The sequence below is a fragment of the Serinicoccus kebangsaanensis genome, from assembly GCF_008919445.1.
Taxonomy (GTDB): Bacteria; Actinomycetota; Actinomycetes; order Actinomycetales; family Dermatophilaceae; genus Ornithinicoccus; species Ornithinicoccus kebangsaanensis.
This window is the reverse complement of record NZ_VSLG01000010.1, coordinates 56,803-80,708: the sequence shown is the minus strand read 5'-3', so window position 1 is coordinate 80,708 and position 23,906 is coordinate 56,803. Positions and strand designations below refer to the sequence as shown.

At 72.7% G+C, this 23,906-nt stretch carries 20 protein-coding genes; 13 read left to right on the top strand and 7 right to left on the bottom strand.

The features are described from left to right. Positions 1-8: 8 nt before the first annotated feature. The 5 genes from FXF60_RS11485 (at position 9) to FXF60_RS11465 (ending at position 5,611) form a co-directional block, all read left to right on the top strand. Positions 9-917, top strand: coding sequence for an ABC transporter permease (locus tag FXF60_RS11485; RefSeq protein WP_437440865.1), 909 nt, complete (start codon positions 9-11; stop codon positions 915-917). Positions 918-928: 11 nt separating this feature from the next. Then, a complete protein-coding gene (locus tag FXF60_RS11480) occupies positions 929-2,014 on the top strand; it encodes an ABC transporter ATP-binding protein (RefSeq protein ID WP_151526106.1) in 1,086 nt (361 codons plus the stop codon). Beyond that, positions 2,011-3,189, top strand: a complete 1,179-nt coding sequence (locus FXF60_RS11475) for an ABC transporter ATP-binding protein (RefSeq protein ID WP_151526105.1) — start codon at positions 2,011-2,013, stop codon at positions 3,187-3,189. The genes FXF60_RS11480 and FXF60_RS11475 overlap by 4 nt, the downstream gene beginning before the upstream one ends. A 30-nt stretch (positions 3,190-3,219) precedes the next feature. Then, the gene (locus FXF60_RS11470) at positions 3,220-3,933 is read left to right on the top strand and encodes a type 1 glutamine amidotransferase (RefSeq protein WP_151526104.1); all 714 of its coding nucleotides are present in this window, start codon (positions 3,220-3,222) and stop codon (positions 3,931-3,933) included. A gap of 91 nt (positions 3,934-4,024) precedes the next feature. After that, on the top strand, positions 4,025-5,611 hold the full coding sequence (locus FXF60_RS11465; RefSeq protein ID WP_151526103.1) for a cation:proton antiporter family protein: 1,587 nt from the start codon (positions 4,025-4,027) through the stop codon (positions 5,609-5,611). A 4-nt stretch (positions 5,612-5,615) separates the two neighbouring features. On the opposite strand, the gene FXF60_RS11460 is transcribed toward FXF60_RS11465, so the two are convergent. Continuing rightward, positions 5,616-6,509 carry a universal stress protein gene (locus tag FXF60_RS11460; protein ID WP_192796710.1) on the bottom strand — a complete coding sequence of 298 codons (894 nt, stop codon included), beginning with the start codon at positions 6,507-6,509 and terminating at the stop codon, positions 5,616-5,618. 106 nt (positions 6,510-6,615) lie between these two features. Here FXF60_RS11460 and FXF60_RS11455 point away from each other — a divergent pair, with 106 nt between their 5' ends. From FXF60_RS11455 to FXF60_RS11430, 6 genes are all read left to right on the top strand, one after another. Next, positions 6,616-8,835 carry an NADP-dependent isocitrate dehydrogenase gene (locus FXF60_RS11455; RefSeq protein ID WP_151526101.1) on the top strand — a complete coding sequence of 740 codons (2,220 nt, stop codon included), beginning with the start codon at positions 6,616-6,618 and terminating at the stop codon, positions 8,833-8,835. Beyond that, positions 8,828-10,075: an MFS transporter gene (locus tag FXF60_RS11450; RefSeq protein WP_151526100.1), complete on the top strand. Its 1,248-nt coding sequence runs from the start codon at positions 8,828-8,830 to the stop codon at positions 10,073-10,075. Before FXF60_RS11455 ends, FXF60_RS11450 begins: the two co-directional genes overlap by 8 nt. Positions 10,076-10,281: 206 nt before the next feature. After that, a complete protein-coding gene (locus tag FXF60_RS11445; protein ID WP_151526099.1) occupies positions 10,282-11,463 on the top strand; it encodes a glycosyltransferase in 1,182 nt (393 codons plus the stop codon). Next, positions 11,460-12,191 carry a TVP38/TMEM64 family protein gene (locus tag FXF60_RS11440; RefSeq protein ID WP_238335824.1) on the top strand — a complete coding sequence of 244 codons (732 nt, stop codon included), beginning with the start codon at positions 11,460-11,462 and terminating at the stop codon, positions 12,189-12,191. Before FXF60_RS11445 ends, FXF60_RS11440 begins: the two co-directional genes overlap by 4 nt. Further along, positions 12,119-13,297: a glycosyltransferase family 4 protein gene (locus FXF60_RS11435; RefSeq protein WP_437440862.1), complete on the top strand. Its 1,179-nt coding sequence runs from the start codon at positions 12,119-12,121 to the stop codon at positions 13,295-13,297. The genes FXF60_RS11440 and FXF60_RS11435 overlap by 73 nt, the downstream gene beginning before the upstream one ends. 72 nt (positions 13,298-13,369) lie before the next feature. Continuing rightward, complete coding sequence (locus tag FXF60_RS11430; RefSeq protein ID WP_151526096.1) at positions 13,370-13,738, top strand: hypothetical protein; 369 nt, start codon at positions 13,370-13,372, stop codon at positions 13,736-13,738. Here FXF60_RS11430 and FXF60_RS11425 read toward each other — a convergent pair. Continuing rightward, positions 13,721-14,692, bottom strand: coding sequence for an acetylxylan esterase (locus FXF60_RS11425; RefSeq protein WP_151526095.1), 972 nt, complete (start codon positions 14,690-14,692; stop codon positions 13,721-13,723). The genes FXF60_RS11430 and FXF60_RS11425 overlap by 18 nt on opposite strands. 12 nt (positions 14,693-14,704) lie before the next feature. Continuing rightward, the gene (locus FXF60_RS11420; RefSeq protein ID WP_151526094.1) at positions 14,705-15,919 is read right to left on the bottom strand and encodes an ROK family protein; all 1,215 of its coding nucleotides are present in this window, start codon (positions 15,917-15,919) and stop codon (positions 14,705-14,707) included. A 116-nt stretch (positions 15,920-16,035) separates the two neighbouring features. Between FXF60_RS11420 and FXF60_RS11415 the strand changes: the two genes are divergently transcribed. Beyond that, a complete protein-coding gene (locus FXF60_RS11415) occupies positions 16,036-17,250 on the top strand; it encodes an endo-1,4-beta-xylanase (protein ID WP_151526093.1) in 1,215 nt (404 codons plus the stop codon). Between the two features lie 61 nt (positions 17,251-17,311). Then, a complete protein-coding gene (locus FXF60_RS11410; RefSeq protein WP_202879621.1) occupies positions 17,312-18,316 on the top strand; it encodes a LacI family DNA-binding transcriptional regulator in 1,005 nt (334 codons plus the stop codon). Here FXF60_RS11410 and FXF60_RS11405 read toward each other — a convergent pair. The 4 genes from FXF60_RS11405 to FXF60_RS11390 are packed head-to-tail and all read right to left on the bottom strand — an operon-like array spanning position 18,309 to position 23,830. Further along, positions 18,309-20,618 (bottom strand): beta-xylosidase/alpha-l-arabinosidase, encoded by a 2,310-nt coding sequence (locus FXF60_RS11405; RefSeq protein ID WP_151526092.1) that lies wholly within the window; start codon positions 20,616-20,618, stop codon positions 18,309-18,311. The genes FXF60_RS11410 and FXF60_RS11405 overlap by 8 nt on opposite strands. A 37-nt stretch (positions 20,619-20,655) precedes the next feature. Next, on the bottom strand, positions 20,656-21,522 hold the full coding sequence (locus FXF60_RS11400) for a carbohydrate ABC transporter permease (RefSeq protein WP_151526091.1): 867 nt from the start codon (positions 21,520-21,522) through the stop codon (positions 20,656-20,658). After that, positions 21,519-22,508, bottom strand: coding sequence for a carbohydrate ABC transporter permease (locus tag FXF60_RS11395; protein WP_151526090.1), 990 nt, complete (start codon positions 22,506-22,508; stop codon positions 21,519-21,521). Before FXF60_RS11395 ends, FXF60_RS11400 begins: the two co-directional genes overlap by 4 nt. A gap of 11 nt (positions 22,509-22,519) precedes the next feature. After that, entirely contained in the window at positions 22,520-23,830 is a 1,311-nt protein-coding gene (locus FXF60_RS11390; protein WP_151526089.1) for an ABC transporter substrate-binding protein, read from the bottom strand. Between the last annotated feature and the right edge of the window lie 76 nt (positions 23,831-23,906).

The following is a 23,906-nucleotide window of genomic DNA, read 5'->3' as shown; positions in this document are numbered from 1 at the left end:
AGGAGCGCATCGACTCCCTCGCCGAGGCCGGCAGCCTGTCCTCCGCCGAGGGCGTCAGCCTGTGGCAGAGCGCCTGGCGCCGGCTGCGCCGCGACCCGGTCTTCCTCGTCGGGCTGGGCATCGTCACGGTCTTCGTCCTCATCGCGGCCATCGCCCCCTGGCTGGCCCCGCACGACCCCGCGGCCCGGCTGCTCATCGGCCAGGTCAGCCCAGCGACACCCATCCCCCCGGCGCAGGAGGGCTTCCCGCTCGGGGGCGACAACGCGGGCCGCGACACGCTCTCCCGGCTGCTCGTCGGCTCCCGGCAGACCCTCATCGTCGGGGTGATGGCCACGCTCGGCGGCCTGGCCGGGGGCATGGTGCTCGGCACGATCGCCGGTGGCATCGGCGGATGGGCGGACAGCCTGGTGATGCGGATCGTGGACGTGATGCTCTCGATCCCCTCGCTGCTCATGGCCTTCTCGATCGCCGCCCTCTTCGCCCGCCCCAGCCAGTGGACCGTCATCGCCGCCATCGCGATCATCCAGGTCCCGATCTTCGCCCGGCTGCTGCGAGGGTCGATGATCTCGCAACGGCACAGCGACCACGTGCTCGCGGCCAGGGCCCTCGGGGTGAGACCGGCCGCCATCGTGTTCCGCCACATGCTGCCGAACTCGCTCGGACCGGTCATCGTGCAGGGCACCCTGGTGCTCGCGGTCTCCATCATCGACGCGGCGGCCCTGTCCTTCCTCGGGCTCGGGAGCCAGGACGACTCCGTCCCGGAGTGGGGGCAGATGCTGGGCCGGGCGCAGGTCTTCTTCAACTCCTACCCGCACGTCGCGGTCTACCCGGCGCTGTGCATCATCGTGGTCGCCCTCGGCTTCACCCTGATGGGCGAGTCGTTGCGGGAGGCCCTCGACCCGAAGTCCCGGCGCTGAGGAGGCCGACCATGACCCGCACCGCCACGACCTCGACCACGACCGGATCCGGCTCCGGGGAGCCCCTCCTGAGCGTCCGCGACCTCTCCGTGACCTTCGGCCGGGGCCGCCGGGCCTTCGCCGCGGTGGACCAGGTCAGCTTCGACGTCCGTCCCGGACAGACCGTCGGCCTCGTCGGTGAGTCCGGCTGCGGCAAGTCGGTGACCTCGCTGGCGATCATGGGCCTGCTGCCGGCGCGGGGCAACACCGTCACCGGCGAGGTGATGTTCGACGGGCAGGACCTGCTGCGGCTGAGCCAGGAGCAGCTGCGCGAGCGCCGCGGCAGCGAGCTGGCGATGATCTTCCAGGACCCCCTCTCCTCGTTGAACCCGGTCGTGCCGCTGGGTGTGCAGGTCGCCGAGGTGCTGCAGGCGCACAAGGGGATGAAGTCGGGGCCGGCCAGCCGCAAGGCCACCGAGCTGCTCAACAAGGTCGGGATCCCCGACCCGACCAGACGGCTCAAGGAGTACCCGCACCAGCTCTCCGGGGGGATGCGGCAGCGCGCCCTCATCGCGATGGCGCTGGCGTGCGAGCCGCGGCTGCTCATCGCGGACGAGCCGACCACGGCGCTCGACGTCACCATCCAGGCGCAGATCCTCGCGCTGCTGCGCGAGCTGGTGACCGAGTCGGGGACCGCGCTCATCATGATCACCCACGACCTCGGCGTGGTCGCGGGTCTGTGCGACCAGGTGAACGTGCTCTACGGCGGCAAGGTGGTCGAGCGTGCCGAGCGGCACGACCTCTTCTCCCGGCCCAGGCACCCCTACACCGGTGGCCTGCTGGCGTCCATCCCCCGGCTCACCGAGGAGCGTGGCCGTCGGCTCAACCCCGTGCCGGGTTCGGTCGCCGACAACATCCCCTGGGAGGGCGGCTGCGCCTTCGCCCCGCGGTGCGCCTCCGAGGTCGAGGCGTGCCGCAGCACGACGCCCGAGCTGGAGCCGGACCGGGACGGCCTGGGCCCGGACCGGCTGCTGCGCTGCCACCACCCGCTGGAGGAGAACCCGTTGGACGACATCCGGACCCACCAGCCGGAGGACACCGAGGGAGGTCCGGCATGAGCACCGCCACCCGGGAGAGCACCCAGCCGCAGCCCGGGTCGGAGGAAGATCTGCTGGTCGACGTCCGCGGGCTCAAGGTGCACTTCCCGATCAAGAAGGGCGTCATCATCGACCGCACCGTGGGCCACGTCTACGCGGTCGACGGGATGGACGTGCAGATCCGGCGCGGCGAGACCTACGGGCTGGTCGGCGAGTCCGGGTGCGGCAAGTCCACCTTCGGGCGCGCCGTGCTTCAGCTCGAGCCCATCACCGACGGTGAGGTCCACTTCGACGGCGTCGACCTGTCCACCCTCAAGGGTGAGAAGCTGCGCACCCACCGGCGGCACATGCAGATGGTCTTCCAGGACCCGCTGGGCAGCCTCGACCCCCGGCAGACGGTGGAGCAGCTGCTGCTGGAGGGGATGCGCGCGCACGGCATGGCCCGGGACGGCAAGGCCGCGCGGGACCGGCTCTCCGAGCTGCTCACCGCGGTGGGGCTGCCCAAGGCGGCGCTGTCGAAGTATCCGCACGAGTTCTCCGGCGGTCAGCGCCAGCGCGTCGGCATCGCCCGCGCGCTGTCGGTGGACCCGCAGCTCATCGTCGCGGACGAGCCGGTCAGCGCGCTGGACGTCTCGGTCCAGGCCCAGGTCATCAACCTGCTCGGAGACCTGCAGGACGAGTTCGGGCTGACCTACCTGGTCATCGCGCACGACTTGGCGGTCGTCCGGCACATCAGCGACCGGATCGGTGTGATGTACCTCGGGTCGTTGGTCGAGGAGGCGGACGGGCAGGACCTCTACGACGAGCCGCTGCACCCCTACACCCGGGCGCTGCTCTCCGCTGTCCCGGTGCCCGACCCGGGCGTCGAGGACGCCCGCGAGCAGATCCTGCTGGTGGGCGACCTGCCCTCCCCCGCCAACCCGCCCGCCGGCTGCCGCTTCCACACCCGCTGCCCCTGGCGGCAGGAGACGCGGTGCGACGACGAGCGGCCCGAGCTGCGCGAGGTGCAGATCGAGGGGGTTCCGGGGTCCCACCGCGTCGCCTGCCACTTCGCCGAGCAGATCGCCTCCGGCGAGCTGGCGATGCACAGCGTCGAGGCGGTGGAGGACGAGCCCTACTGGGCCGGGCCGGAGCCGGACGAGGACGTCGACAGCGCGGGCTTCGCCGCGCGCGACATGCCGGACACCGGAGGCTGATCCGGGCGCGGCGGGACTAGCCTGGGCCGCATGAGTCCACGGGTGCTCGTGCTCCAGCACGAGGACAAGGCACCGCCCGGACTGCTGCTGCCGTGGCTGGAGCGCGCCGGCATCGGCTGCGACGTGCTCCCGGCGCACGAGGGGTATGCCGTGCCCGCGGCCCTCACCGAGCACGCGGGCCTGGTGGTGCTCGGTGGCTCGATGGCCGCGACCGACGACGCGCTGCACCGCTGGCTGCTGCCCACCCGTGCGCTGATCGCGGCCACCGTGTCCGCCGGCAGCCCCTTCCTCGGGATCTGCCTGGGCCATCAGCTCGCCACCGTCGCGCTCGGCGGCGAAGTCGGACCACACCCGGGGGGTCGCACCCGGGGCCTGTTCCGCTGGTCCCCCACGGAGGCCGGCAGGGAGGACGAGCTGACCCAGGTGCTGGCCGACACCGACGAGCTGCTGCACTGGAACCGCGACGTCGTCACCCGGCTGCCGGCGTCGGCACAGCCACTGGCGCACGCCCCGGACGGCACCGTGCAGGCGGCACGCTTCGGCCCCCGTGCGTGGGGTGTGCAGTTCCACCCGGAGGTGGACGCGGACCTCGTCGTCGGGTGGACCGAGGGAACCGAGCCGGAGGCCGAGCTGCGCGCGCTGCACGACCTCCGCGCCCGGCAGGACCTGCTGCACCCGGCGTGGGAGCGGCTGCTGCGCCGGTTCGCCGTCCTCGCCACCGCCCCGGAGGCCCTCCCCGCCTGAGCCGCACCTCCGCAGGGGCGGCTGGTCCGTCGGTCGCCGTGCGAGGATGTGACCCACCAGACGTGCGGCCGCGCTGTCCGAGGAGCCTGCCATGAGCGACGCAGCGATCTTCATCGCCGCGACCTTTGCCGCGGGTCTGCTCGCCACCACCTTCCGTCTGCCGGCCCTGCTGGGCTTCCTGCTCGCCGGGTTCACCCTGAACTGGCTGGGCGTCGACGAGCTGCCCTACCTGGACTTCATCGCCGACCTCGGGGTTACGCTGCTGCTGTTCGGCATCGGCCTCAAGCTCAACGTCCGCAGCCTGCTGTCCCGCGAGGTGTGGGTGACGACGGTGGGCCACATGGCGCTGTCCGTGGCGGTCGGCACCTCCTTCCTGTGGGTGGTCGGGCTGCTCGGCTACCCGCTGCTGCGGGGGCTGGACCTGCAGACCCTGGCCCTGATCGGCTTCGCCCTGTCCTTCTCCTCCACCGTCTTCGTGGTCAAGGTGCTGGAGGAGCACTCCGAGCTGCAGTCCTTCTACGGACGGGTGGCCATCGGGATCCTGGTCATGCAGGACCTGGCCGCGGTGATCTTCATGACCCTCTCCGGTGGACGCATCCCGAGCATCTGGGCGATCCCCGTGGTCCTCGCCCTGGTGCCGGTCGCGTGGTTGGGCCGCTGGCTGTGGGACCGCATCCCGCACGGCGAGATGCAGGCGTTGTTCGGGCTGGCGATGGCCCTCGGGCCGGGGTATGCCGCCTTCGACGCGGTGGGGCTGAAGGGGGACCTGGGTGCGCTCATCGTCGGCATGATGCTGGCCGGGCACCAGGCCGCCAGCGACCTGTCCCACTCCCTCTTCCTGGTCAAGGACCTGCTGCTGATCGGCTTCTTCGTGTCGATCGGCTTCATCGGCATACCGACCACGTCGTCGGCCGTGCTCGGCCTGCTGCTGCTCCTCCTGCTGCCGGCCCAGATCGCGCTCTACATCTTCCTCCTGGACCGCCAGAAGCTGCGGCGACGGACCTCGGTCAAGGCGGGGGTGCTGCTCGGCAACTACTCCGAGTTCGGGCTGATCGTCACCTCGGTGGCGGTGGCGAGCTCCATGCTGGACGAGGAGTGGCTGGTGGTCATGTCGGTCGCGGTCGCGACGAGCTTCGTGGCCGCCACGCTGATCAACGAGAAGTCCGACGCCATCCTGCGCTGGGCGCGGTCGGTCATGCCGATGCATCCCCCGACCGACGTCCACCCGCACGAGCTGCCCATCTCCTTCGGCGACGCGCGCGTGGTCATCATGGGGATGGGGCGGATCGGCCGCAGCGCCTACACCGAGCTCTCCGAGGTCTACGGCCTGGACGTCCTCGGCGTGGAGAACCTCCCGACCCGGGTGAGCAGGCTGCGGCAGCAGGGGATGCGGGTGGTCGAGGCGGACGCGGCCGACGGCGACTTCTGGGGGCGGTTGGAGTCCACCCGCCAGGTGGAGATCGTGGTGCTGGCGATGCCCTTCCACGGGGCCAACAAGGTCGCCCTCGAGCAGCTGACCGCGAGCGACTACGACGGCGTGATCGCGGTGGTGGCGCAGTACGACGACGAGGTGGACGACCTCGAGCACCGGGGCGCGGACGTCGTGGTCAACCTCTACGAGGGCGCCGGCGCGACCATCGCCGAGCGGGCCGCCGAGGCCACCACCGGCGGTCTGTAGCGGCTCACGCGGCCCGGGACACGATCACGGGGCAGGGCGCGCTGCGCATCAGCCGCTGGCTCACCGATCCCAGCAGCCGTCCGCGGATGCCGCCCCGGCCGCGACTGCCCAGGACGAGCGCGTCCCACTCCCGGGCGGCCCCGAGCAGGGTCGGCACGACCGGTCCGCGCCGCACCTCCCAGTCCACCGGCACGTCGGGGTATGCCTCGACCGCCGGCTGCAGGACGCGCACGATCGTGTCGGCGTGGCGCCGTTCGACGGCCGCCCACTCAGGGCTGTCCGGCTCGGTCACGACATACCCGTCCACCACCTCGAGGAACCAGCTGGTGAGGGCGGTGACCGAGGAGCCCGTGAGCTGCGCCAGCGCGAGCGCTGCCCGGGCGGCCCGGGCGCTGTCGTCGCTGCCGTCGACGCCGAGTCCGACGACCCCGTGGTCCAGCCCGTCGACGTGCACCCCCGCGTTGACGACCGCGACGGGACGCCGGGCGTGCGCGGCGACGCCGAGCGAGGTGCTGCCGAGCAGGAACTCCTCGACCGCGGTCCTGCGCCCGGTGCCGACGACCAGCAGCGCGGCCTCGTCCTGGTGCGCGAGCAGCGCAGCCACCGGGGACCCGCGCGTGACGTCGGTGCGCGCACTGATGCTCAGCCGCTGCGCCATCGACCTCACCTGCTCGTCCAGCTCGGCGACGAGCGCGTCCTCGGCCTCGAGCACCGCGGTGACCGCGACCGCCTCGCCACCGGCCATCCGCGCGGCGAGCACCTCGGGCTCGCTGGCGTGCACCACGACCAGGGAGGCGCCCGTCCGCGCCGCCGTCCGCCCCGCCCACTCCAGCGCCTGGTCGTCCTCCCCCGCTCCTGCCACACCCACGACGACGGGGTGCTCCAGTCGTGCCGACATCGCCACCACCTCCGGGAGGTCCTGCGCAGAGTGCCTCCAGGGTACTGCTGCGGCGCCCGTAGACTCGGGGACCGAACGTCCCGTCCGCACCTGACCAGGGAGAGGCATGTCCACGATCATCTACACCCGCACCGACGAGGCCCCGCTGCTGGCGACGTACTCGCTCAAGCCGATCATCGAGGCCTTCGCCGGGGCGGCGGGGATCGACGTGGAGACGCGGGACATCTCGCTGGCCGGGCGGATCCTGGCGCAGTTCCCGGACCGGCTCACCGACGAGCAGCGGGTCGGGGACGCGCTGGGCGAGCTGGGGGAGATGGCCACCACCCCCGAGGCCAACATCATCAAGCTCCCGAACATCTCGGCCTCGGTGCCGCAGCTCAAGGCGGCGATCGCCGAGCTGCAGGGTCAGGGCTACGCGATCCCGGACTACCCCGAGTCCCCGGAGACGGACGAGGAGCGCGACGCCCGCGCCCGCTACGACAAGGTCAAGGGGTCCGCCGTCAACCCGGTGCTGCGCGAGGGCAACTCCGACCGCCGGGCACCCGAGGCGGTCAAGACGTATGCCCGTGCCTACCCGCACTCGATGGGTGAGTGGAGCGAGGGCTCCCGGACCCGGGTCGCGACGATGGAGTCCGGCGACTTCCGGCACAACGAGGACTCCGTCGTCGTCGACGCGGACGACACCCTGAGCATCCGGCACGTCGCGGAGGACGGCACCACCACCGTGCTCAAGGAGTCCGTGCCCGTGCTGGCCGGCGAGGTGGTCGACGCGACCTTCATGTCGGCGTCCGCGCTGGAGGAGTTCCTCGCCGGGACCGTCACCACCGCCGCGTCCGACGACGTCCTCTGGTCGCTGCACCTCAAGGCCACGATGATGAAGGTCGCCGACCCGATCGTCTTCGGGCACGCGGTCACGGTCTTCTTCGCCGACGTGTTCGCGCAGCACGGCGAGCAGCTCGCCGCGGCCGGGCTGTCGCCGAACGACGGACTCGGCGGGATCCTCGCCGGGCTCGACGCGCTCGGCGACGAGGCCGCGGCGGTGAAGCAGGCGATCGAGGCACGGCTCGCCGAGCTGCCGCGCCTGTCGATGGTCAACTCGCGCAAGGGCATCACCAACCTGCACGTCCCCAGCGATGTCATCATCGACGCCTCGATGCCGGCCATGATCCGCAACGGCGGTCAGCTCTGGGGACCCTCCGACGAGACCGCGGACACCCTGGCGGTCATCCCGGACTCGTCCTACGCCGGCGTCTACCAGGCCGTCATCGACGACTGCAAGGCCCATGGTGCCTACGACCCGACGACCATGGGCTCGGTGCCCAACGTCGGGCTGATGGCCAAGAAGGCCGAGGAGTACGGCTCCCACGACAAGACCTTCGAGGTCGCCGGCCCGGGGAGGGTCGAGGTCGTCGGCGGTGACGGCACGGTGCTGCTGAGCCACACCGTGGAGGCCGGGGACATCTGGCGCGCCTGCCAGACCAAGGACGAGCCGATCCGCGACTGGGTGAAGCTGGCCGTGAGCCGCGCCCGCGACACCGGCGACCCCGCGGTCTTCTGGCTGGACGAGGAGCGGGCGCACGACCGGAACCTCATCGGCAAGGTGCGGGCCTACCTCGCCGAGGAGGACACCGACGGGCTGGACCTGCGCATCCTCTCCCCCGTCGACGCGACGACCCTGTCCGTGCAGCGCATCCGCGAGGGGAAGAACACCATCTCGGTCACCGGCAACGTGCTGCGCGACTACAACACCGACCTCTTCCCCATCCTCGAGGTCGGCACCAGCGCCAAGATGCTGTCCGTCGTGCCGCTGATGAACGGCGGCGGGCTCTTCGAGACCGGTGCCGGCGGGTCGGCGCCCAAGCACGTCCAGCAGCTGCAGGAGGAGAACTACCTGCGCTGGGACAGCCTGGGTGAGTTCCTGGCGCTGGCCGAGTCGCTGCGGCACCTGGCGCAGCGGGACGGCAACGAGCAGGCCCGCGTCCTCGGCGACGCGCTGGACGTCGCCACCGGGCGGGTGCTCACCGAGGGCAGGTCCCCGGCCCGCAAGCTGGGCGAGATCGACAACCGCGGCAGCCACTTCTACCTGGCGCTCTACTGGGCGCAGGCGCTGGCCGAGCAGACCGACGACGCCGGCCTGGCGGACCGCTTCGCTCCGGTCGCGGCCGAGCTGGGCGAGAAGGAGCAGCAGATCTCGGAGGAGCTGCTCGCCGTCCAGGGCAGCCCGGTCGACCTGGGTGGCTACTACCAGCCGGCGGACGAGCTGGCGTCCGCGGCGATGCGCCCGTCCCAGACCCTCAACAGCGTGATCGACGCCTTGCGTGGCTGAGCCACCGGCCGGCGCCCCGCACGGCGGCGTCGGACGGCCCCTCCCCCACCTCGGTCTGCTCGCGCTGGTCGCGGTGGCCCTGGTCTCGGTCAACCTGCGGCCGGGTGCCACCTCGGTCGGCCCGGTGCTGGCCGAGCTGGAGTCCGGGGTCGGGCTCACCCCCACGGTGGCCGGGGTGCTCACCGCACTGCCCGGCCTGTGCTTCGGCGTCGTCGGCGCGCTCGCGGTGCCGCTGTCCCGCCGGCTGGGGCTGACCGGGAGCATCTGCCTCGGCCTGGGGCTGGTCGTGCTGGGACTGGTGCTGCGGTCCCTCACCGGTTCCAGCGGCCTCTTCGTCGCCCTGTCGGCACTCGCGCTCGGCGGCATGGCGGTGGGCAACGTCCTCGTCCCGGCGTGGATCAAACGGCAGGCCACCGGCGGCGTGGGTCTGATGACCATTTACAGCACCGGGCTGACCGTCGGCGGCGCGGCCGGCTCCGCGCTCGCCGCGCCGGTCGCCGCGGCCGCGGCGGGCTGGCGGCCCGCGCTGGGGATGTGGGGCCTGGTGGCCGTCGGGGCCCTCCTGGCCTGGCTGGTGGTCGCCCACCGGGAGCGCGGCAGCGTCGCGCTGGCGGACGCGGGTGGTGCCACCGGACGGCTGCTCCGCTCGCCGACGGCGGTGGCGCTGACGGTGCTCTTCGGGGTGCAGTCGATGAACGCCTACGTCCAGTTCGGCTGGCTGCCGCAGATCTACCGCGACGCGGGGCTCTCCGCGTCGGTGGCCGGCCTGCTCACCGCCTCGGTGGCCGGCCTGGGCATCGTCGGTGGCCTGGTGATGCCGACCGTCATCGACCGGTCCCGCTCGCTGGCGGGGTGGATGCTCGCCTTCGGAGGCCTGGCCGTCCTGGGCTACCTCGGTCTCCTGCTCGCGCCGACCACCGTCCCGTGGCTGTGGGCGGTGCTGCTCGGCCTCTCCGGCTGGGCCTTCCCCACCGTGGTGGCGCTGCTCGCGGCCCGGACCAGGCACCCGCAGGTCACCGCGCGTCTCTCCGGCTTCGTCCAGCCCCTCGGCTACCTCCTGGCCGCGGCCGGCCCCTTCGTCGTCGGACTGATCCACTCCTTCTCCGGCAGCTGGCAGCTGGTCCTCGTCCTCCTGGCGGCCAGCGGCATACCCCTCGCGCTGGCCGGGCTGCGGGTCGCCCGCCCGGTCTACGTCGACGACGAGCTCGGCCCGTCCACCCGCCCGGGCGCAGGGGCCTGAGGCCCGTCGGGGGATAACCCCCGGCAGGCCTGGTGGTCCGCACCATGTCGACCACGGTGCCCGGGCGGCCACGATGACGGCATGCGCCCTCATCCTCCCGTCGACCCGCGGTCGGAGCCGGACCACCGGCCGTTCCGACCATGGTCGCCCCGACCCGATACCCCAGGACGATGACCTCCTCGCGCCCGTGGGTGCACGATCGGGCCATGCCGCACCCTCGCCGGTCCGGGCAGCGCCGGGTCCTGCTGCTCACCGACTCCTACCGTCCCACGGTCAACGGGGTCGTCAGCTCGGTCGACGAGCTCTGCCAGGGGCTGCTGGAGGCAGGGCACGAGGTCCGTGTCCTGACCGTCGGGCCGACGCGCCGGACCACCTTCGACGGCCGCGTCTACCGGCTGCCGTCGCTCGACGCGAGCCACATCTACCCGCACGCCCGGCTGGGTCGGCCGGTCGACGGCGACCTGCTGGCCGACCTGGTCGCGTGGCGACCGGAGATCCTGCACTCGCACACGGAGTTCGTCGCCTTCTGGTGGGCCCGGCGGCTCGCCCGACGGCTGACCGTCCCCCACGTGCACACCTACCACACGCTGTACGCCGACTACACCCACTACTTCTGCCCGCACGAGCGGCTCGGCCGCGCGCTGTGCGCCTCGTTCGCACGCGGCACCGTGGGTCGGACCGACCTCGTCATCGCCCCCACCGAGAAGATCCGGACCCTGCTCGAGGGGTATGCCGTCCGGCCGCCGGTCGCCGTCGTCCCCACCGGCGTGGACCTGACCCGGTTCACCCCGGGGGACCGTCCGGAGGAGCTGTCCGCGTCGCTGGGTCTGACGCCGGGCGTGCCGGTCGTCCTGAGCCTCGGCCGGCTGGCCACCGAGAAGAACCTCGCCGAGGTCGTGGACCTGCTCGCCGGCGTGACCGCCCCCTGGCAGCTCGTCGTCGCCGGTGACGGGCCGCAGGCGGGTCCGCTGCACCGGCAGGTCGACCGGCTCGGCCTGGGCCCGAGGGTGCGTTTCGTCGGGGCGATCGAGCCGGCCAGGGTCCCCGAGTTCTACCGCCTCGCGGACCTCTTCGTGTCGGGCTCCCGGACCGAGACCCAGGGGCTGACCTATCTGGAGGCCCTCGCCAGCGGGGTGCCGGTGCTGTGCCGGGACGACGCCTCCCTCGACGGCATCGTCGTCCACGGCCACAACGGCTTCCGCTACTCCGGCGCGGAGGACTTCACCCGCTCCGCGACGCGGCTGCTGCTGGATCCCGACCTGCGTCTGCGATGCAGCCGTGCCGCGGTCCGCACCGCGGCGGGCTTCGGCCGCGAGAGCTTCGTCGCAGCGATCTGCGCCGCCTACGACACGGCCGGCGAGCCCAGCACGACCAGGGTGGCGGCGTGACCACCGGGCTGGGCGTGGGGCAGCGGCAGGCGCACCCGGTGCGGACGCACCCCGCGCCGCCGAGGACGGACCGGCCGGCCACGTCGCTGGTCACCGGTCCGCGCTCGCCTGGGGCGAGCCCCGCGCCCTCGCCCGAGGCACAGGCATACCTGCGGTGGGCACGGCGCGTCGCGATCGGAGGGTGGGTGGCCCTCGCCGGTGCGATCGTCTGGGGTGTCCGGTCGGGGGTGCTCACCTCCCTCTCCTCGCTCCGGGACTTCCTCGACGGCTTCGGCGCTCTCGCGCCGCTGGTCTACACCCTGCTGGGGGCGGGCGAGGCGGTCTTCCCGGTCGTCCCCGGGTCCGCGACGATCATCGCCGGACCGATCCTCTTCGGCCCGGTCCCCGGCCTCGTGGCCGCCTACTGCGCCACCTGCCTGGGCTCGGTCGCAGTCTTCGCGCTGTCCCGGCACGTCGGCCAGGACCTGCTCACCGCGCGCTTCCGGCCCGCGACCGTGCAGCGGTGGCTCGGTTGGCTGCAGCACCGGCACTTCACCCGGTGGTTCGCGCTCGGGATCGCGCTCCCCCTGGCTCCGGACGACCTGCTGTGCTATCTCGCCGGGCTGTCAAGGATGCGCTGGAGCACCTTCGTCCTCGTGGTGCTGCTGCTCAAGCCGTGGGCCCTGGTCGTCTACACCTTCGGCGTGCTCACGCTGCTGTCCCGCTGGGTCCCGTGGCTGGCCGGGTGAGGGGGCCGCGGATGAGCACGGCAGCACCGATGGTCGTCAACATGGCGAGCGAGAGCGACATCAGCGTGCAGGGCCACGGGGTCCACACGGCCTACGTCGAGATGGCGCAGGCCCTGGAGCGACGCGGAGACGTGCGGCTGGTGCGGGGGGACTACGGCCGCCGGGTGGGCTGCGACGTCTACCACCTGCACACCCTGGGCTGGGCCGTGTGGCCCAAGCTGCTCGACCCGCGCGCGCCGACGGTGGTCTCGGCCCACGTCGTCCCGGACTCCCTCGTCGGCTCCCTCCGCGGGGCCCGATGGTGGCGGCCCGTGGCCCGGGCCTACATGCGGTGGTTCTACGGCAGGGCGGACCGGGTCCTCGCCGTCTCGGGTGCGGTCGCGCGGACGTTGGAGACCGAGCTGGGCGTGCCGAGGGAGCGCATCGAGACGGTCCCGAACACCCTCGCCACGGCGGCCTACCGCACGGACGCGGACGGGCGTGCCGAGGCGAGGCGGCGGCTGGGGGTGGAGCCCGCCTCCTTCCTCGTGCTGGGGGTCGGTCAGGTGCAACCGCGCAAGCGGATCGACGTCTTCGTGCGGCTGGCGCGCGAGCACCCCGACGTGCAGTTCGCGTGGGTCGGCGGCATCCCCTTCGGCCCCGCGGGCGCCGAGCACGGGGCGATGCGCAGGCTGATGCAGGATGCCCCGGCGAACCTGCGCTTCCCGGGCGCGGTCCCGCGGGCGGAGGTGACGGCATACCTCCACGCGGCCGACGTCTTCCTCCTGCCCGCCGAGCAGGAGAACCACCCGATGTGCGTCCTCGAGGCCGCCGGTGCGGGGCTGCCCGTCGTCGTCCGCGACCTGCGGGAGTACGACGACACCTTCGGCGAGGACGTGCTGCGCTGCGGGGAGGACGGCTTCGGGGCGGCGATCACCTCGCTGCGGACGGACCCGGAGGAGTATGCCGCGGGACGCCAGGGAGCCGCCCGCATCGCCGCCCGTTTCGACAGCGCCGCCGGGGCCGAGCGGCTCGTCGGGATCTACCGCGCGCTGGTCCACGACGGGCGGCGACCGGGCACCGGTCGACACCCGGTCGGCACGACGTCATCCCGTGCGAGCAGGTGAGCTGTCGACGGTCCGACAAGCGCGCCCCGCGCTATCCTGGAGCCACGTGCTCTTCGCCGGGAGGAGGCGGACGTGGTCACGAGGTGGAGCGGCGGCCTGCTGTGGCTGCTGACCGGCGGCGCGGGGACCCTCGCCCTGCTGAGCCTCCCGAGCATCGGCCTGCTGCTGGTCCCGCTCGTCGGTCTGGGTGCCGTCCTCGCCGTGCGCGGCGACGCACGGTCCTTCCCCTGGGCCCTCGTGGGTGCCGCCGGCCCGCTGCTGTGGGTGGCCTGGCGGCATCGCCAGGGGCCGGGCGAGCACTGCCGGCGGGCGGACGGTGTGACCGGCTGCGGCGAGCTCCTGGACCCGTGGCCCTTCCTGGTGGCGGCCCTCGCCGCGGTCGCCGTCGCCGCGACCCTCTTCGCGCTGCGGCGAGGACGTCGCTCAGCGGGCGTCCCCTGACCAGACGCCACCGAGCCAGCGGACCGAGCGCTCCCACTGGCAGGACCCACCGCCCTCGTGCCGGTTGTAGGGATAGACCTCGACGGTCGGCGGGCTGGGCAGGTGGTTCGCGGCGGCGAAGACGGTGGACGGGGGGCAGGTGGGGTCCATGAGAGCGACCGAGACCTGGGTGGGCACCGTGATCCTGCGCGCCATGTTGACCCCGTCCACGTAGGACACGGTCCGCAGCACCCGCTCCTCGGCACCACGGTGGACCGCGAGGTAGGCGACGAGCTCCTGGTAGGGGAAGGAGTCGGTGATCGACATCGCCCGCTCGATGTGACAGAGGAAGGGCACGTCGGCGATCACGGCAGCGACCTGCTCGTGCAGGGCGCCCGCGGCGAGCGCCAGCCCCCCGCCCTGGCTCGTCCCGGCCACGGCCACCCGCTCCGGGTCCACCTCCGGCCGGGTCAGCACGTAGTCCACGGCCCGCACCGCGTCCGTGACCAGCCGTCGGTAGTAGTAGTCCTGCGGTGCCTCGACGCCGCGCGTCAGCACGCCGGGATAGGACGGTCCCGCACCGTGCGGGTCAGGGGTGTCTCCCCCGCCCCACGTCGACCCCTGGCCCCGCGTGTCCATCACGAGGTGGCCGAAGCCGGCGCTGGCCCAGGCCAGCCGGTCGTGCGCCAGTCCACGGCCACCGCCGTAGCCCACGAACTCGACCACGCAGGGCAGCCGCTGCGCCCCGGGAGGCCTGAGCCACCAGGCGCGGACCGGGTCGCCGCCGAAGCCGGGGAAGGTGACGTCGTCGACGGCCAGCGTGGTCAGCGGGGTGTCGGCCGGCTCCGCCCGGGGCGGGCCGCCGGCCGACCGCGACTGGTCGAGGGTCGCCGCCCAGAACGCGTCGAAGTCCTCCGGCTCGGCGACCGTCGGGCGGTAGGAGCGCAGCTGCTCCAGCGGCAGGTCGGTGTGCATCCGGTGGTCCCCTCAGGCGGCGACGTAGGCGCTCGGGTTCTGGACCACCTGTGAGAGCTGGCGCAGCGCCGCGCCGGTCGCCCCGGCGACGTCGTCGCGGTCCCGGGTCACCTGGATCGTCATCCAGGGCGAGGCCATGACGCGCTCCTGCAGCGTCTGCGTCAGCACCGGGGCGAGGTCCTCGGCCAGGTCGCCGATCTCCCCACCCAGGACGACGGTGGGCAGGTCCAGCAGGTTGATCGCGCCGGACAGCACCACCCCGAGCGCCTCCGCGGCGAGGGCGAGGGCCCGACTGCTGCCCTCGTGCCCGTGCCGGGCCAGACGCCCGAGCTCGACCAGCGTGGTGGACGGCGGCAGTCCGGCGCGCGTCGTCATGGCCAGCCGCCCGGCATACCGCTCCAGGCAGCCGGACGAGCCGCAGGGGCACGGGTCGCCACCGGGAAGGTAGGTGACGTGGCCGATCTCGCCGGCGAAGCCGTGCGACCCCTCCTGGACCTGGTGGTCGGTCACCACGGCGCCCCCGATGCCGATCTCTCCGGACAGGTAGACGAAGTGGGCGTGCGCCGAGCGGCGCCCCGGGGTCGGCTGCGCGAAGGCGTGCGCGGCGAGGTTGGCCTCGTTGGCGACGGACAGGGGTATGCCGGCCAGGACCGGGGCGAGGCCGGCGCGCGGGTCGACCTCGGTCCAGCCGAGGTTGGGAGCCTTCAGCAGGCGCGTCCCGGCCGCGTCCACGACACCCGGGAGGGCCAGGCCGGCACCCAGCAGTCGGGCACCGGCCGGACCCTGGTCCAGGACCCGGCGGACGTGGCCGGCGAGCAGCTGCAGCCCCTCGTCGGGATGCGAACCCACCAGGTCCGGCTCGGACCGGGACTCGGCGAGCACCTCCCCCCGCAGGTTGATCATGCGCACGGCCACGTGCGCGGCGTTGACCTGCAGCCCCAGGGCGCACACCCGCGCCGCGGGCAGCAACGGGGTGGCCGGGCGGCCTGGGCCGGCCAGCCGGGCCACGCCCTCGTCCACGAGACCGCTGCCGACCAGCTCGTCCACCAGCCGGGAGGCCGTGGACCGGGTGATCCCCGCCTCCGCCGCCACCGTCGCGCGGGAGGGTGGGGAGGGCGCCGCACAGATCGTCGCGAGGGCCAGGCCGAGGTTGCTCTCCCGCACCGTCGACTGGCGCGCCGCACCGGTGGCCCGCGCCACGGTGCGAGCGGGTGATGGATCGAGCATGCGGCCAGCCTACGCGGCCGGCAACGGTTGCAGGGCGCTCGACACGGAGTTAGTTTTGTGCCGATAGTTTTGGCACGCAACGAACAGGCCGAAGCATCTCGACGAGGAGAAGCCACATGCACGCGACGACGCGTACCGTCCTGACCACCGGCCTGGCGGCCGCCCTGCTCACCCCGCTGGCGGTCGCCGCCACGGCCTCCCCGACCGAACCGTCCGGGACGACCCGCCACGACGCGGCCGGTCGGGACCACGGCGGCAAGGATCGCGGCAAGGGGCACAAGGACGGCCTCCGCCGCGAGGCACCCAAGGACCTGGCCGTCGGCAGTGCCGTGTGGGGCCAGCGGGACCTGCTGGACCAGGACCGGAGGCGGCCCACGACCTACCAGCGCGTCCTGGCGCGCGAGTTCAGCTCCCTCACCCCGGAGAACGACATGAAGTGGGCGCAGATCCACCCCGAGCCGGGTGAGTACGACTTCAGCGGTGCGGACGCCGTCATGCGCTTCGCCCGCCGCAACGGGCAGGAGGTCCGTGGTCACACCCTGCTGTGGCACAGCCAGAACCCGGAGTGGGTGTCGGAGTCCGACTGGTCCTGCGCCGAGGCCCGCGACGTGCTCGAGGAGCACATCAGCACGGTGGTCGGTCGGTATGCCGGGGACATCTACCAGTGGGACGTCGCCAACGAGATCTTCCAGGACCCCTCGTCCACCGGCGAGGTCACGCTGCGCCTCGAGGCCAACCCCTTCCTCCGGGCCTGCGCCGAGGACCCGGTGGCGCTGGTCGGTGACGCCTTCCGCTGGGCGCACGAGGCCGACCCGGAGGCGGTGCTGTTCCTCAACGACTACAACGCGGAGGGGATCAACGCCAAGACCGACGCCTACTACGCGCTGGCCCAGGAGCTGCTCGCGGAGGGGGTGCCCCTCGGCGGGTTCGGCGCCCAGGGGCACCTGTCCCTGCAGTACGGCTTCGACACCTCGCTCCAGGCGAACCTGGAGCGGTTCGCGGACCTCGGGCTGGAGGTCGCCGTGACCGAGGCGGACGTGCGGGTCCCCCTCGACCCCGAGCTCGGCGAGCCCACCGCCGAGCAGGTCCAGCTGCACGCGGAGCGGCACGACGCCATGCTCCAGGCCTGCATCGACGTGCCGGCCTGCACCTCGTTCACCGTCTGGGGCTTCCCGGACGCCAACTCCTGGGTCCCGGACGTCTTCCCCGGTGAGGACTGGGCGACGATCTTCCTCGACGACTTCACCCCCAAGCCCGCCTACCACGCGATGCTGGAGTCGCTCCGGGACGCCACACCTGGTCGCTCGCCCCGAGGCGCACACCGGCGCTGACGACGGCGCACCGCGGGCCAGGATCGCTCCCGGCCCGCGGTGCGGCCGGTAGATTGACCTGATGCACACGAACGGTCGCGTCCGGATGGAGGACGTCGCCCGGACCGCGGGAGTCTCGGTCGCCACCGTGTCCAAGGTGGTCAACAACCGGTATGGCGTGTCCGCCGCCACCAGCTCGCGGGTCCAGGAGGTCATCGAGCAGCTGGGCTACCAGGCCAGCCTGGGCGCACAGAGCCTGAGGAGCACCCGGACGAACATCATCGGTGTGCTGGTGGCGGAGTTCGAGCCGTTCAGCACCGAGCTGCTCAAGGGGGTCTCGGAGTCCGTCCTCGACAGCGGCTACGAGCTGCTCGCCTTCGCCGGGGCGACCCAGGGGACCAGCGTCGGCTGGGAGCGCCGCTCGCTGAGCAGGCTCGGGGGCACGCTCATCGACGGAGCGATCATCGTCACCCCCACGGTCGTGGCCACCGGAGGATCCATCCCCGTCGTCGCCATCGACCCGCACACGGGGACCAGCGACATCCCCTCCGTCTACTCGGACAACGTGGCCGGCGCCCGGAGCGCCACCGAGCACCTCATCTCCTGCGGGCACACCCGGATCGGCATGATCCGTGGTCGTGAGGACCTGGAGTCCGCGCGGCTGCGCGAGCAGGGCTTCCGCGCCGCCATGGCCGACGCCGGGCTGGAGATCGACGAGACCCTGCTCGCCACCGGCTCCTACCGCGCCGAGTCCGCCGACGGCCCGGCACGGCTGCTGCTGGACCGCCGGGACCGGCCCACCGCCGTCGTCGCGGCCAACGACCTGATGGCGCTGCGGACCATGACGGTGGCGGGTGAGCTGGGGCTGGGCGTCCCGGACGACCTGTCCGTCGTCGGCTTCGACAACATCCCGGAGTCCGCCCTGTCCCAGCCACCCTTGACCACGGTGGCCCAGCCGCTGCGGGAGATCGGCAGCACCGCCCTGCGGATGCTGCTCGAGCTGCTCGCCGGGAGGGTGCCCGAGCGCCCGCACGTGCGGCTGGAGACCCGACTGGTCGAGCGGGCCTCCACCCGCGTGCTCAGCTGACGGAGACCGTCGAGCGGCGCGGGTCCTGCAGGGAGACCTCGTGCACCTCGCCACAGAGGCTCACCACGTGCCCCAGGGTGCGGTCCTGCACCGACGCCCCGACCCACACCTCGAACTCCCCCGGCTCGACCACCCTCCGCCCGTCACGGGCGGTGAAGGCCAGCCGGCTGCTCGGGACGGACAGCGTCACGGTGCGGGACTCCCCCGCCTGCAGCCTCACCCGGGCATAGCCGGCCAGCTGCGCCACCGGGCGGGTGACCGAGCCCACCAGGTCCTGCACGTAGACCTGGAGGACGTCGTCGCCCGCACGCGCGCCCGAGTTCGTGACCCGCACCGAGACCTCCAGCCCGGCATCCACGCCCTCCCCGCGCACCACCAGGTCCGAGTGCTCGAAGCTGGTGTAGGACAGGCCGTGCCCGAAGGGCAGCGCGGGCCTGCTGGACAGGTTGGTGACGTCGGTGTCCCCACCTAGGGAGGGGTGGAGGTAGGAGTAGGGCTGGCTCCCGGCGGAGCGCGGCAGGCTCACCGGCAGCCGCCCCGAGGGGTTGACCCTGCCGGAGAGCACACCGGCCATGGCCCCGGCCCCCTCCTCCCCCGGGAAGAAGGCCTGCACCACCGCCGCGCAGGAGTCCAGCGCCCAGTCCACGGCGTAGGGCCGGCCGGTCAGCAGCACCAGCACGACCGGCCGGCCGGTGGCGAGGACCGCCTCGACGAGCTGGCGCTGCACGCCGGGCAGCTCCAGGTCGTCCCGGTCGCAGCCCTCGCCCGAGGTGCCGCGCCCGAACAACCCCGAGTGGTCGCCCACCACGAGCACGGCGACCTCCGCCTCGCTCGCGGCCGCGACCGCGGCCCCGAAGCCCGAGGTGTCGTCACTGTCCACGTCGCAGCCCTGGGCATACCTGGTCCGGGCGCCGTCCCACTCCCGCCCGAGGGCCTCACGCACGGTCGACGCCACGATCCCGGCCTCGGTGCCCGGGTGCTGGGGGATGACGTGGTTGACGAAGGAGTAGCAGCCGAAGAGCGCCTCCAGGCGGTCCGCGTTGGGCCCGATCACCGCGACCTCGCCCGGCTCCGTCAGCGGCAGCGTGCCGTCGTTCGCCAGGAGCACCACCGACTCCTCCGCGAGCCGGGCCGCCAGGGCACGGTGCTCCGGCCCGTCCAGGTCGACCGCGGACGGGGGGTCGTCCTCGAAGGTCTGGCCGAGCAGCCCGAGCTCGGCCTTCTGCTGCAGCGCCCGCAGGCAGGCGCGGTCCACCAGGGACTCCTCGACCGCACCGTCCCGGACGGCGGCGGCCAGCGGGGCGAGGTAGGCGTCGCCGGTCGGCAGCTCGACGTCGACGCCGGCCGCCAGCGCCTGACCCGCGGCCTCGCCCAGGTCGCCGGCCACGTGGTGGAGCAGGTGGAGGAAGGCCACCCCGAAGTAGTCGGCCACCACGGTGCCGTCGAAACCCCACGACTCCCGCAGCACCCCGGTGAGCAGGGACGGGTCCGCGGCGACCGGCACGCCGTCGATCTCCGCGTAGGAGTGCATCACCGACCGGACCCCACCCTCGAGGACCGCCATCTCGAACGGCGGCAGCAGGACGTCCGCCACCTCGCGGGGACCGGCGTGGACCGGGGCGAAGTTGCGGCCCGCCTGCGAGGCCGAGTAGCCGACGAAGTGCTTGAGGGTGGCGTGGACGCCCTCGGACTGCAGCCCTTCGACGTAGCTCGTGCCGACGGTGGCCACGAGGTAGGGGTCCTCGGAGATGGCCTCCTCGACGCGGCCCCAGCGCGGGTCCCGGATGACGTCGAGCACGGGAGCCAGCCCCTGGTGCACCCCCAGCTCGCGCATGGACCGGCCGATGGAGGCCGCCATGTCCCGGACCAGGTCGGGGTCGAAGGACGCGCCCCAGGCCAGCGGGGTGGGGAAGGTCGCCGCCCGCCAGGCGGACAGCCCGGTGAGGCACTCCTCGTGCACCAGGGCCGGTATGCCCAGGCGCGAGCTCCGAACGATCCAGCGCTGGAACTCCCACAGCCACCTGGCCCGCTCGACCGGGTCGACCGGGGTGGTGCCGTAGACCCGGGTCAGGTGGCCCAGCCCGTGCCGGGCCACCTCGTAGAGCTCAGGTGCGGCACCGAAGTCCCCCTGGAGCGGTGCCACCGCGTCCCCGTCGCCCTTGTCCCAGAAGCCGACGATCTGGGCCAGCTTCTCCTCCAGGCTCATCGCGGCCAGGATCGTCGCGGGGTCGGTCGGGCGGTCCTGCGTCCGGGGCCGCTCGACGGTGCTCCGCTGCTCGGCGACCGAGGTGGCGTCAGGCATGGTGGTCCTTTCTGTCGTGGTGGTGGCAGGACGGGCGTCAACCCTTCACGGCCCCTTGGAGGCCGCTGACGATCCGTCGCTGCATCGCGAGGAAGAAGATCAGCGCGGGCACCATCGCCAGGGTGGTGAAGGCGAAGACGCCCGCGGTGTCGGAGGAGTACTGCGAGGAGAAGTCGGCCACGCCCAGCGGCAGCGTCTTCATGTCGCCCTGCAGCAGCAGCAACGGCAGCAGGTAGGCGTTCCACGACCCGACGAAGGCCAGCACGCCGACCGTGACCATCCCCGGCCCGGACAGCGGCAGCAGGATCCGCCAGAAGAACTGCAGCCGGCTGGCCCCGTCGATCAGGGCGGCCTCCTCCATCTCCCGCGGGATCGCCATGAGGAACGGGCGCAGGATCACGATGGTCATCGGCAGCGCGAACGCCGCCTGCGGCAGGGCCACGCCCCACCAGGTGTTGCCGAGCTGGAGATCGCGGGTGACCAGGATGAACAGCGGGATGATGGCGACGGTGGCCGGGAACAGCAGGCCCACGACGAAGACCATGAACAGCGGCTCGCGCCAGCGGAAGTGGTAGCGCGCGAGCGGGTAGGCCGCCATCAGGCCGAAGACCACCGTGACCGCGGTCGTGATCACCGCGACGACCGTGGAGTTGAGGGCGTAGGCCCAGAAGTCGCGGCTGGCGAGGACTCCCCGGTAGTTGTCCAGGACCCAGGGGTCGGGCAGCCCCGCCGGCGACGCCGCCAGCTGCGCGTTGGTGCGGAAGCCGCCGAGGACGGCATACAGGACCGGTCCGAGGGTGACCGCGACCACGAGCAGCGCGACGAGGTAGACCACCGGGCCGCCCTCGCTGCGCCCGCTCCCCTCCCGGGGGCGACCGCGTCGCAGCGTCGCTGCCGTGCTCATCGCACCTCCCTCGCGTCCGAGGCGTCGTTGTCCCGGCTCAGGATGAACCGCTGGTAGAGCAGGGCCAGCACCAGCGCCACCACGAAGAGCACCACCGAGGCGGCCGCGGCGATGCCGTAGTTCTGTCGCTTCGTGCCCTCGTTCACCAGGAACGTGGCCATCGTGGTGGTGGCGTTGGCCGGCCCGCCCCCGGTCAGGATCCACACCATGTCGAAGAGCTGCAGCGAGCCGATCATCGACAGGAAGGCCCACATCCGGATGGTCGGGCCGAGCAGCGGGATCGTGATCCTGCGCTGGGTCTGCCACCAGGAGGCGCCGTCGATCTGGGCGGCCTCGGAGAGCTCCTCCGGGACGCCCTGCAGGCCGGCGAGGAACAGCAGGACGGCGAGGCCCAGGTACTTCCAGGTCAGGACGGCCAGGACGGTGTAGAGCGCCAGCCCCGGGGTGCCCAGCCAGCCCTGCTCCGGACCGGAGAGCCCGACGGCCTCGGTGAGGTTGTCGACGACGCCGTACTGCGGCTGCAGCAGCTGGAACCAGACGACGCCGGCGATGACCTCGGCCAGGACGTAGGGGACGAAGATGATGGTGCGCAGCATCCCCTGCCCCCTCATCCTGCGGTTCAGCAGCAGCGCGATGGCCAGGCCGAGGGGCAGCTGGACCACGATGGAGAGCACCACGATGATGAGGTTGTGCATCAGCGCATCGGTGAACACCTCGTTGCGGAGCACGGCGAGATAGTTCTGCAGGCCCACGAAGTCGACCAGCGGACCGAAGCCCTTCCACCGGTAGACGGAGAACTGCACGGCACGCAGGATCGGCCAGACGACGAAGAGGAGGAAGAGGGCCAGGGCCGGGGCGGTGAAGCCGATGACCTCCAGGGCCATCCGCCAGTCCCGCCGTCGGCCGCCCGCCGGTCGCGAGGTGCGGCCGGCGGGCGCCTCCTGCTTCTCCTCAGCTCCCCTGGGGAGCGCTGGGGTGATGGTCATGAGGCGGTGGTTCAGCCCTCCGCGTCGGCGGCCTGCTGGGTGGCGTCCACGATCTCCTGCGGAGAGGCCTGGTCGGCGAACATCAGGGCGATCGCGTCGTTCATGGCCCCGCCCACCGACTGGCCGAAGGCGGTGTCGAAGTAGAGCTGCACGTAGGGCGCGCCGTCCCGGACCTCGAGCAGCGAGCCCAGCGCCGGGTCGCCGACGAACTCGGACGCCGTCGGGTTGGTGGGCAGCCCCATGTCCAGCTCGGCGAAGCCCTTCTGGACCTCGTCGGAGAGCAGGTACTCGGCGAAGTCGACCGCGGCGTCCGGGGCGTCGGCGGAGACCGCCCACGCGTCGCCGCCGCCGAGCTGGGCGGCCGGGTCTCCGGCCCCGCCGTCCATCGCCGGGAACGGGAACCAGCCGAGCTTGTCACCCAGGCCCTCACCGTCCTCGGTGAGTCCCTGCATCACGCCCGGCTCCCAGTGGCCCTGCATCTCCATCGCCACCTTGCCGGTGGCCAGCAGCCCCGAGGCGCTGGTGGGCCCGGTCTGCGCCGGCGTGGACAGGAAGCCACGGTTGAAGGGCTCTGCGTCGACCAGCTGCTGGGTGGCCTCTCCCGCCTCCACGAAGCAGGGGTCGGAGAAGTCCAGGCTGGTGACCGCGCCCTCGAGGACCTCTTGCGAGCAGGACCGGAGGGCGAACTGGTACCAGTAGTGCGCGGCCGGCCACTTGTCCCCGGCGCCCACCGAGATGGGGTCGATCCCGGCCTGCTTGAGCGTGTCGATCGCGTCGTACATCTGCGCCCAGGTCTCCGGGGCCTCGGTGATGCCGGCCTCCTCGAACTTCTCGGTGTTGTACCAGAACCCCACCACACCCATCGAGAACGGCAGCGCGTAGGTCTGGCCGTCCACCTGGAAGCCCGCGACGTTGCCACCGAGCTTCTCGATGGTCTCGCCCGCCTCGTCGGACAGGTCCTTGGTCAGACCGGCCTCGACGTGGTCGGCGAGCTCACCGCCGCCGCGCTCCATGTAGACGTCCGGCGCGTCGCCCGCCTGGAAGGCCGCGTCCAGCTTGGTCAGCATGTCCTCGTGCTGCATCGCGCTGACCTCGACCGTGACGCCCTCGTTCGCCGCCTCGAAGTCCCGGGCCACCTGGTCGTAGTAGTCCTTACCCTCGCCGGTGTTGGAGTTGTGCCACCAGGTCAGGGTGCTCGCCCCTCCGGCGGCCTCACCCCCGGAGTCGGAGCCGCCGCCCGTGTCGCCTCCGCCGCCACACGCGGCGAGGGTGAGGGCGAGGCTGCCGGTGGCCACCAGGCTCAGCGTGCGGGTGTTCTTCATGGGAGTTGCTCCTCGACGGTGAGAGAGATCAGTGGTGCCGAGACTGCCATCGCAGGACCCGGGTGTCAATCGATGT

Excerpts from the sequence above, each read along its gene's own strand:
- FXF60_RS11455 (WP_151526101.1), top strand. The coding sequence starts at position 6,616 with ATGTCCACGATCATCTACACCCGCACCGACGAGGCCCCGCTGCTGGCG.
- FXF60_RS11445 (WP_151526099.1), top strand. The coding sequence starts at position 10,282 with ATGCCGCACCCTCGCCGGTCCGGGCAGCGCCGGGTCCTGCTGCTCACC.
- FXF60_RS11420 (WP_151526094.1), bottom strand. The coding sequence starts at position 15,919 with ATGCTCGATCCATCACCCGCTCGCACCGTGGCGCGGGCCACCGGTGCG.
- FXF60_RS11405 (WP_151526092.1), bottom strand. The coding sequence starts at position 20,618 with ATGCCTGACGCCACCTCGGTCGCCGAGCAGCGGAGCACCGTCGAGCGG.
- FXF60_RS11475 (WP_151526105.1), top strand. The coding sequence starts at position 2,011 with ATGAGCACCGCCACCCGGGAGAGCACCCAGCCGCAGCCCGGGTCGGAG.
- FXF60_RS11415 (WP_151526093.1), top strand. The coding sequence starts at position 16,036 with ATGCACGCGACGACGCGTACCGTCCTGACCACCGGCCTGGCGGCCGCC.
- FXF60_RS11480 (WP_151526106.1), top strand. The coding sequence starts at position 929 with ATGACCCGCACCGCCACGACCTCGACCACGACCGGATCCGGCTCCGGG.
- FXF60_RS11395 (WP_151526090.1), bottom strand. The coding sequence starts at position 22,508 with ATGACCATCACCCCAGCGCTCCCCAGGGGAGCTGAGGAGAAGCAGGAG.
- FXF60_RS11470 (WP_151526104.1), top strand. The coding sequence starts at position 3,220 with ATGAGTCCACGGGTGCTCGTGCTCCAGCACGAGGACAAGGCACCGCCC.
- FXF60_RS11390 (WP_151526089.1), bottom strand. The coding sequence starts at position 23,830 with ATGAAGAACACCCGCACGCTGAGCCTGGTGGCCACCGGCAGCCTCGCC.
- FXF60_RS11465 (WP_151526103.1), top strand. The coding sequence starts at position 4,025 with ATGAGCGACGCAGCGATCTTCATCGCCGCGACCTTTGCCGCGGGTCTG.
- FXF60_RS11410 (WP_202879621.1), top strand. The coding sequence starts at position 17,312 with ATGCACACGAACGGTCGCGTCCGGATGGAGGACGTCGCCCGGACCGCG.
- FXF60_RS11425 (WP_151526095.1), bottom strand. The coding sequence starts at position 14,692 with ATGCACACCGACCTGCCGCTGGAGCAGCTGCGCTCCTACCGCCCGACG.
- FXF60_RS11400 (WP_151526091.1), bottom strand. The coding sequence starts at position 21,522 with ATGAGCACGGCAGCGACGCTGCGACGCGGTCGCCCCCGGGAGGGGAGC.
- FXF60_RS11460 (WP_192796710.1), bottom strand. The coding sequence starts at position 6,509 with ATGTCGGCACGACTGGAGCACCCCGTCGTCGTGGGTGTGGCAGGAGCG.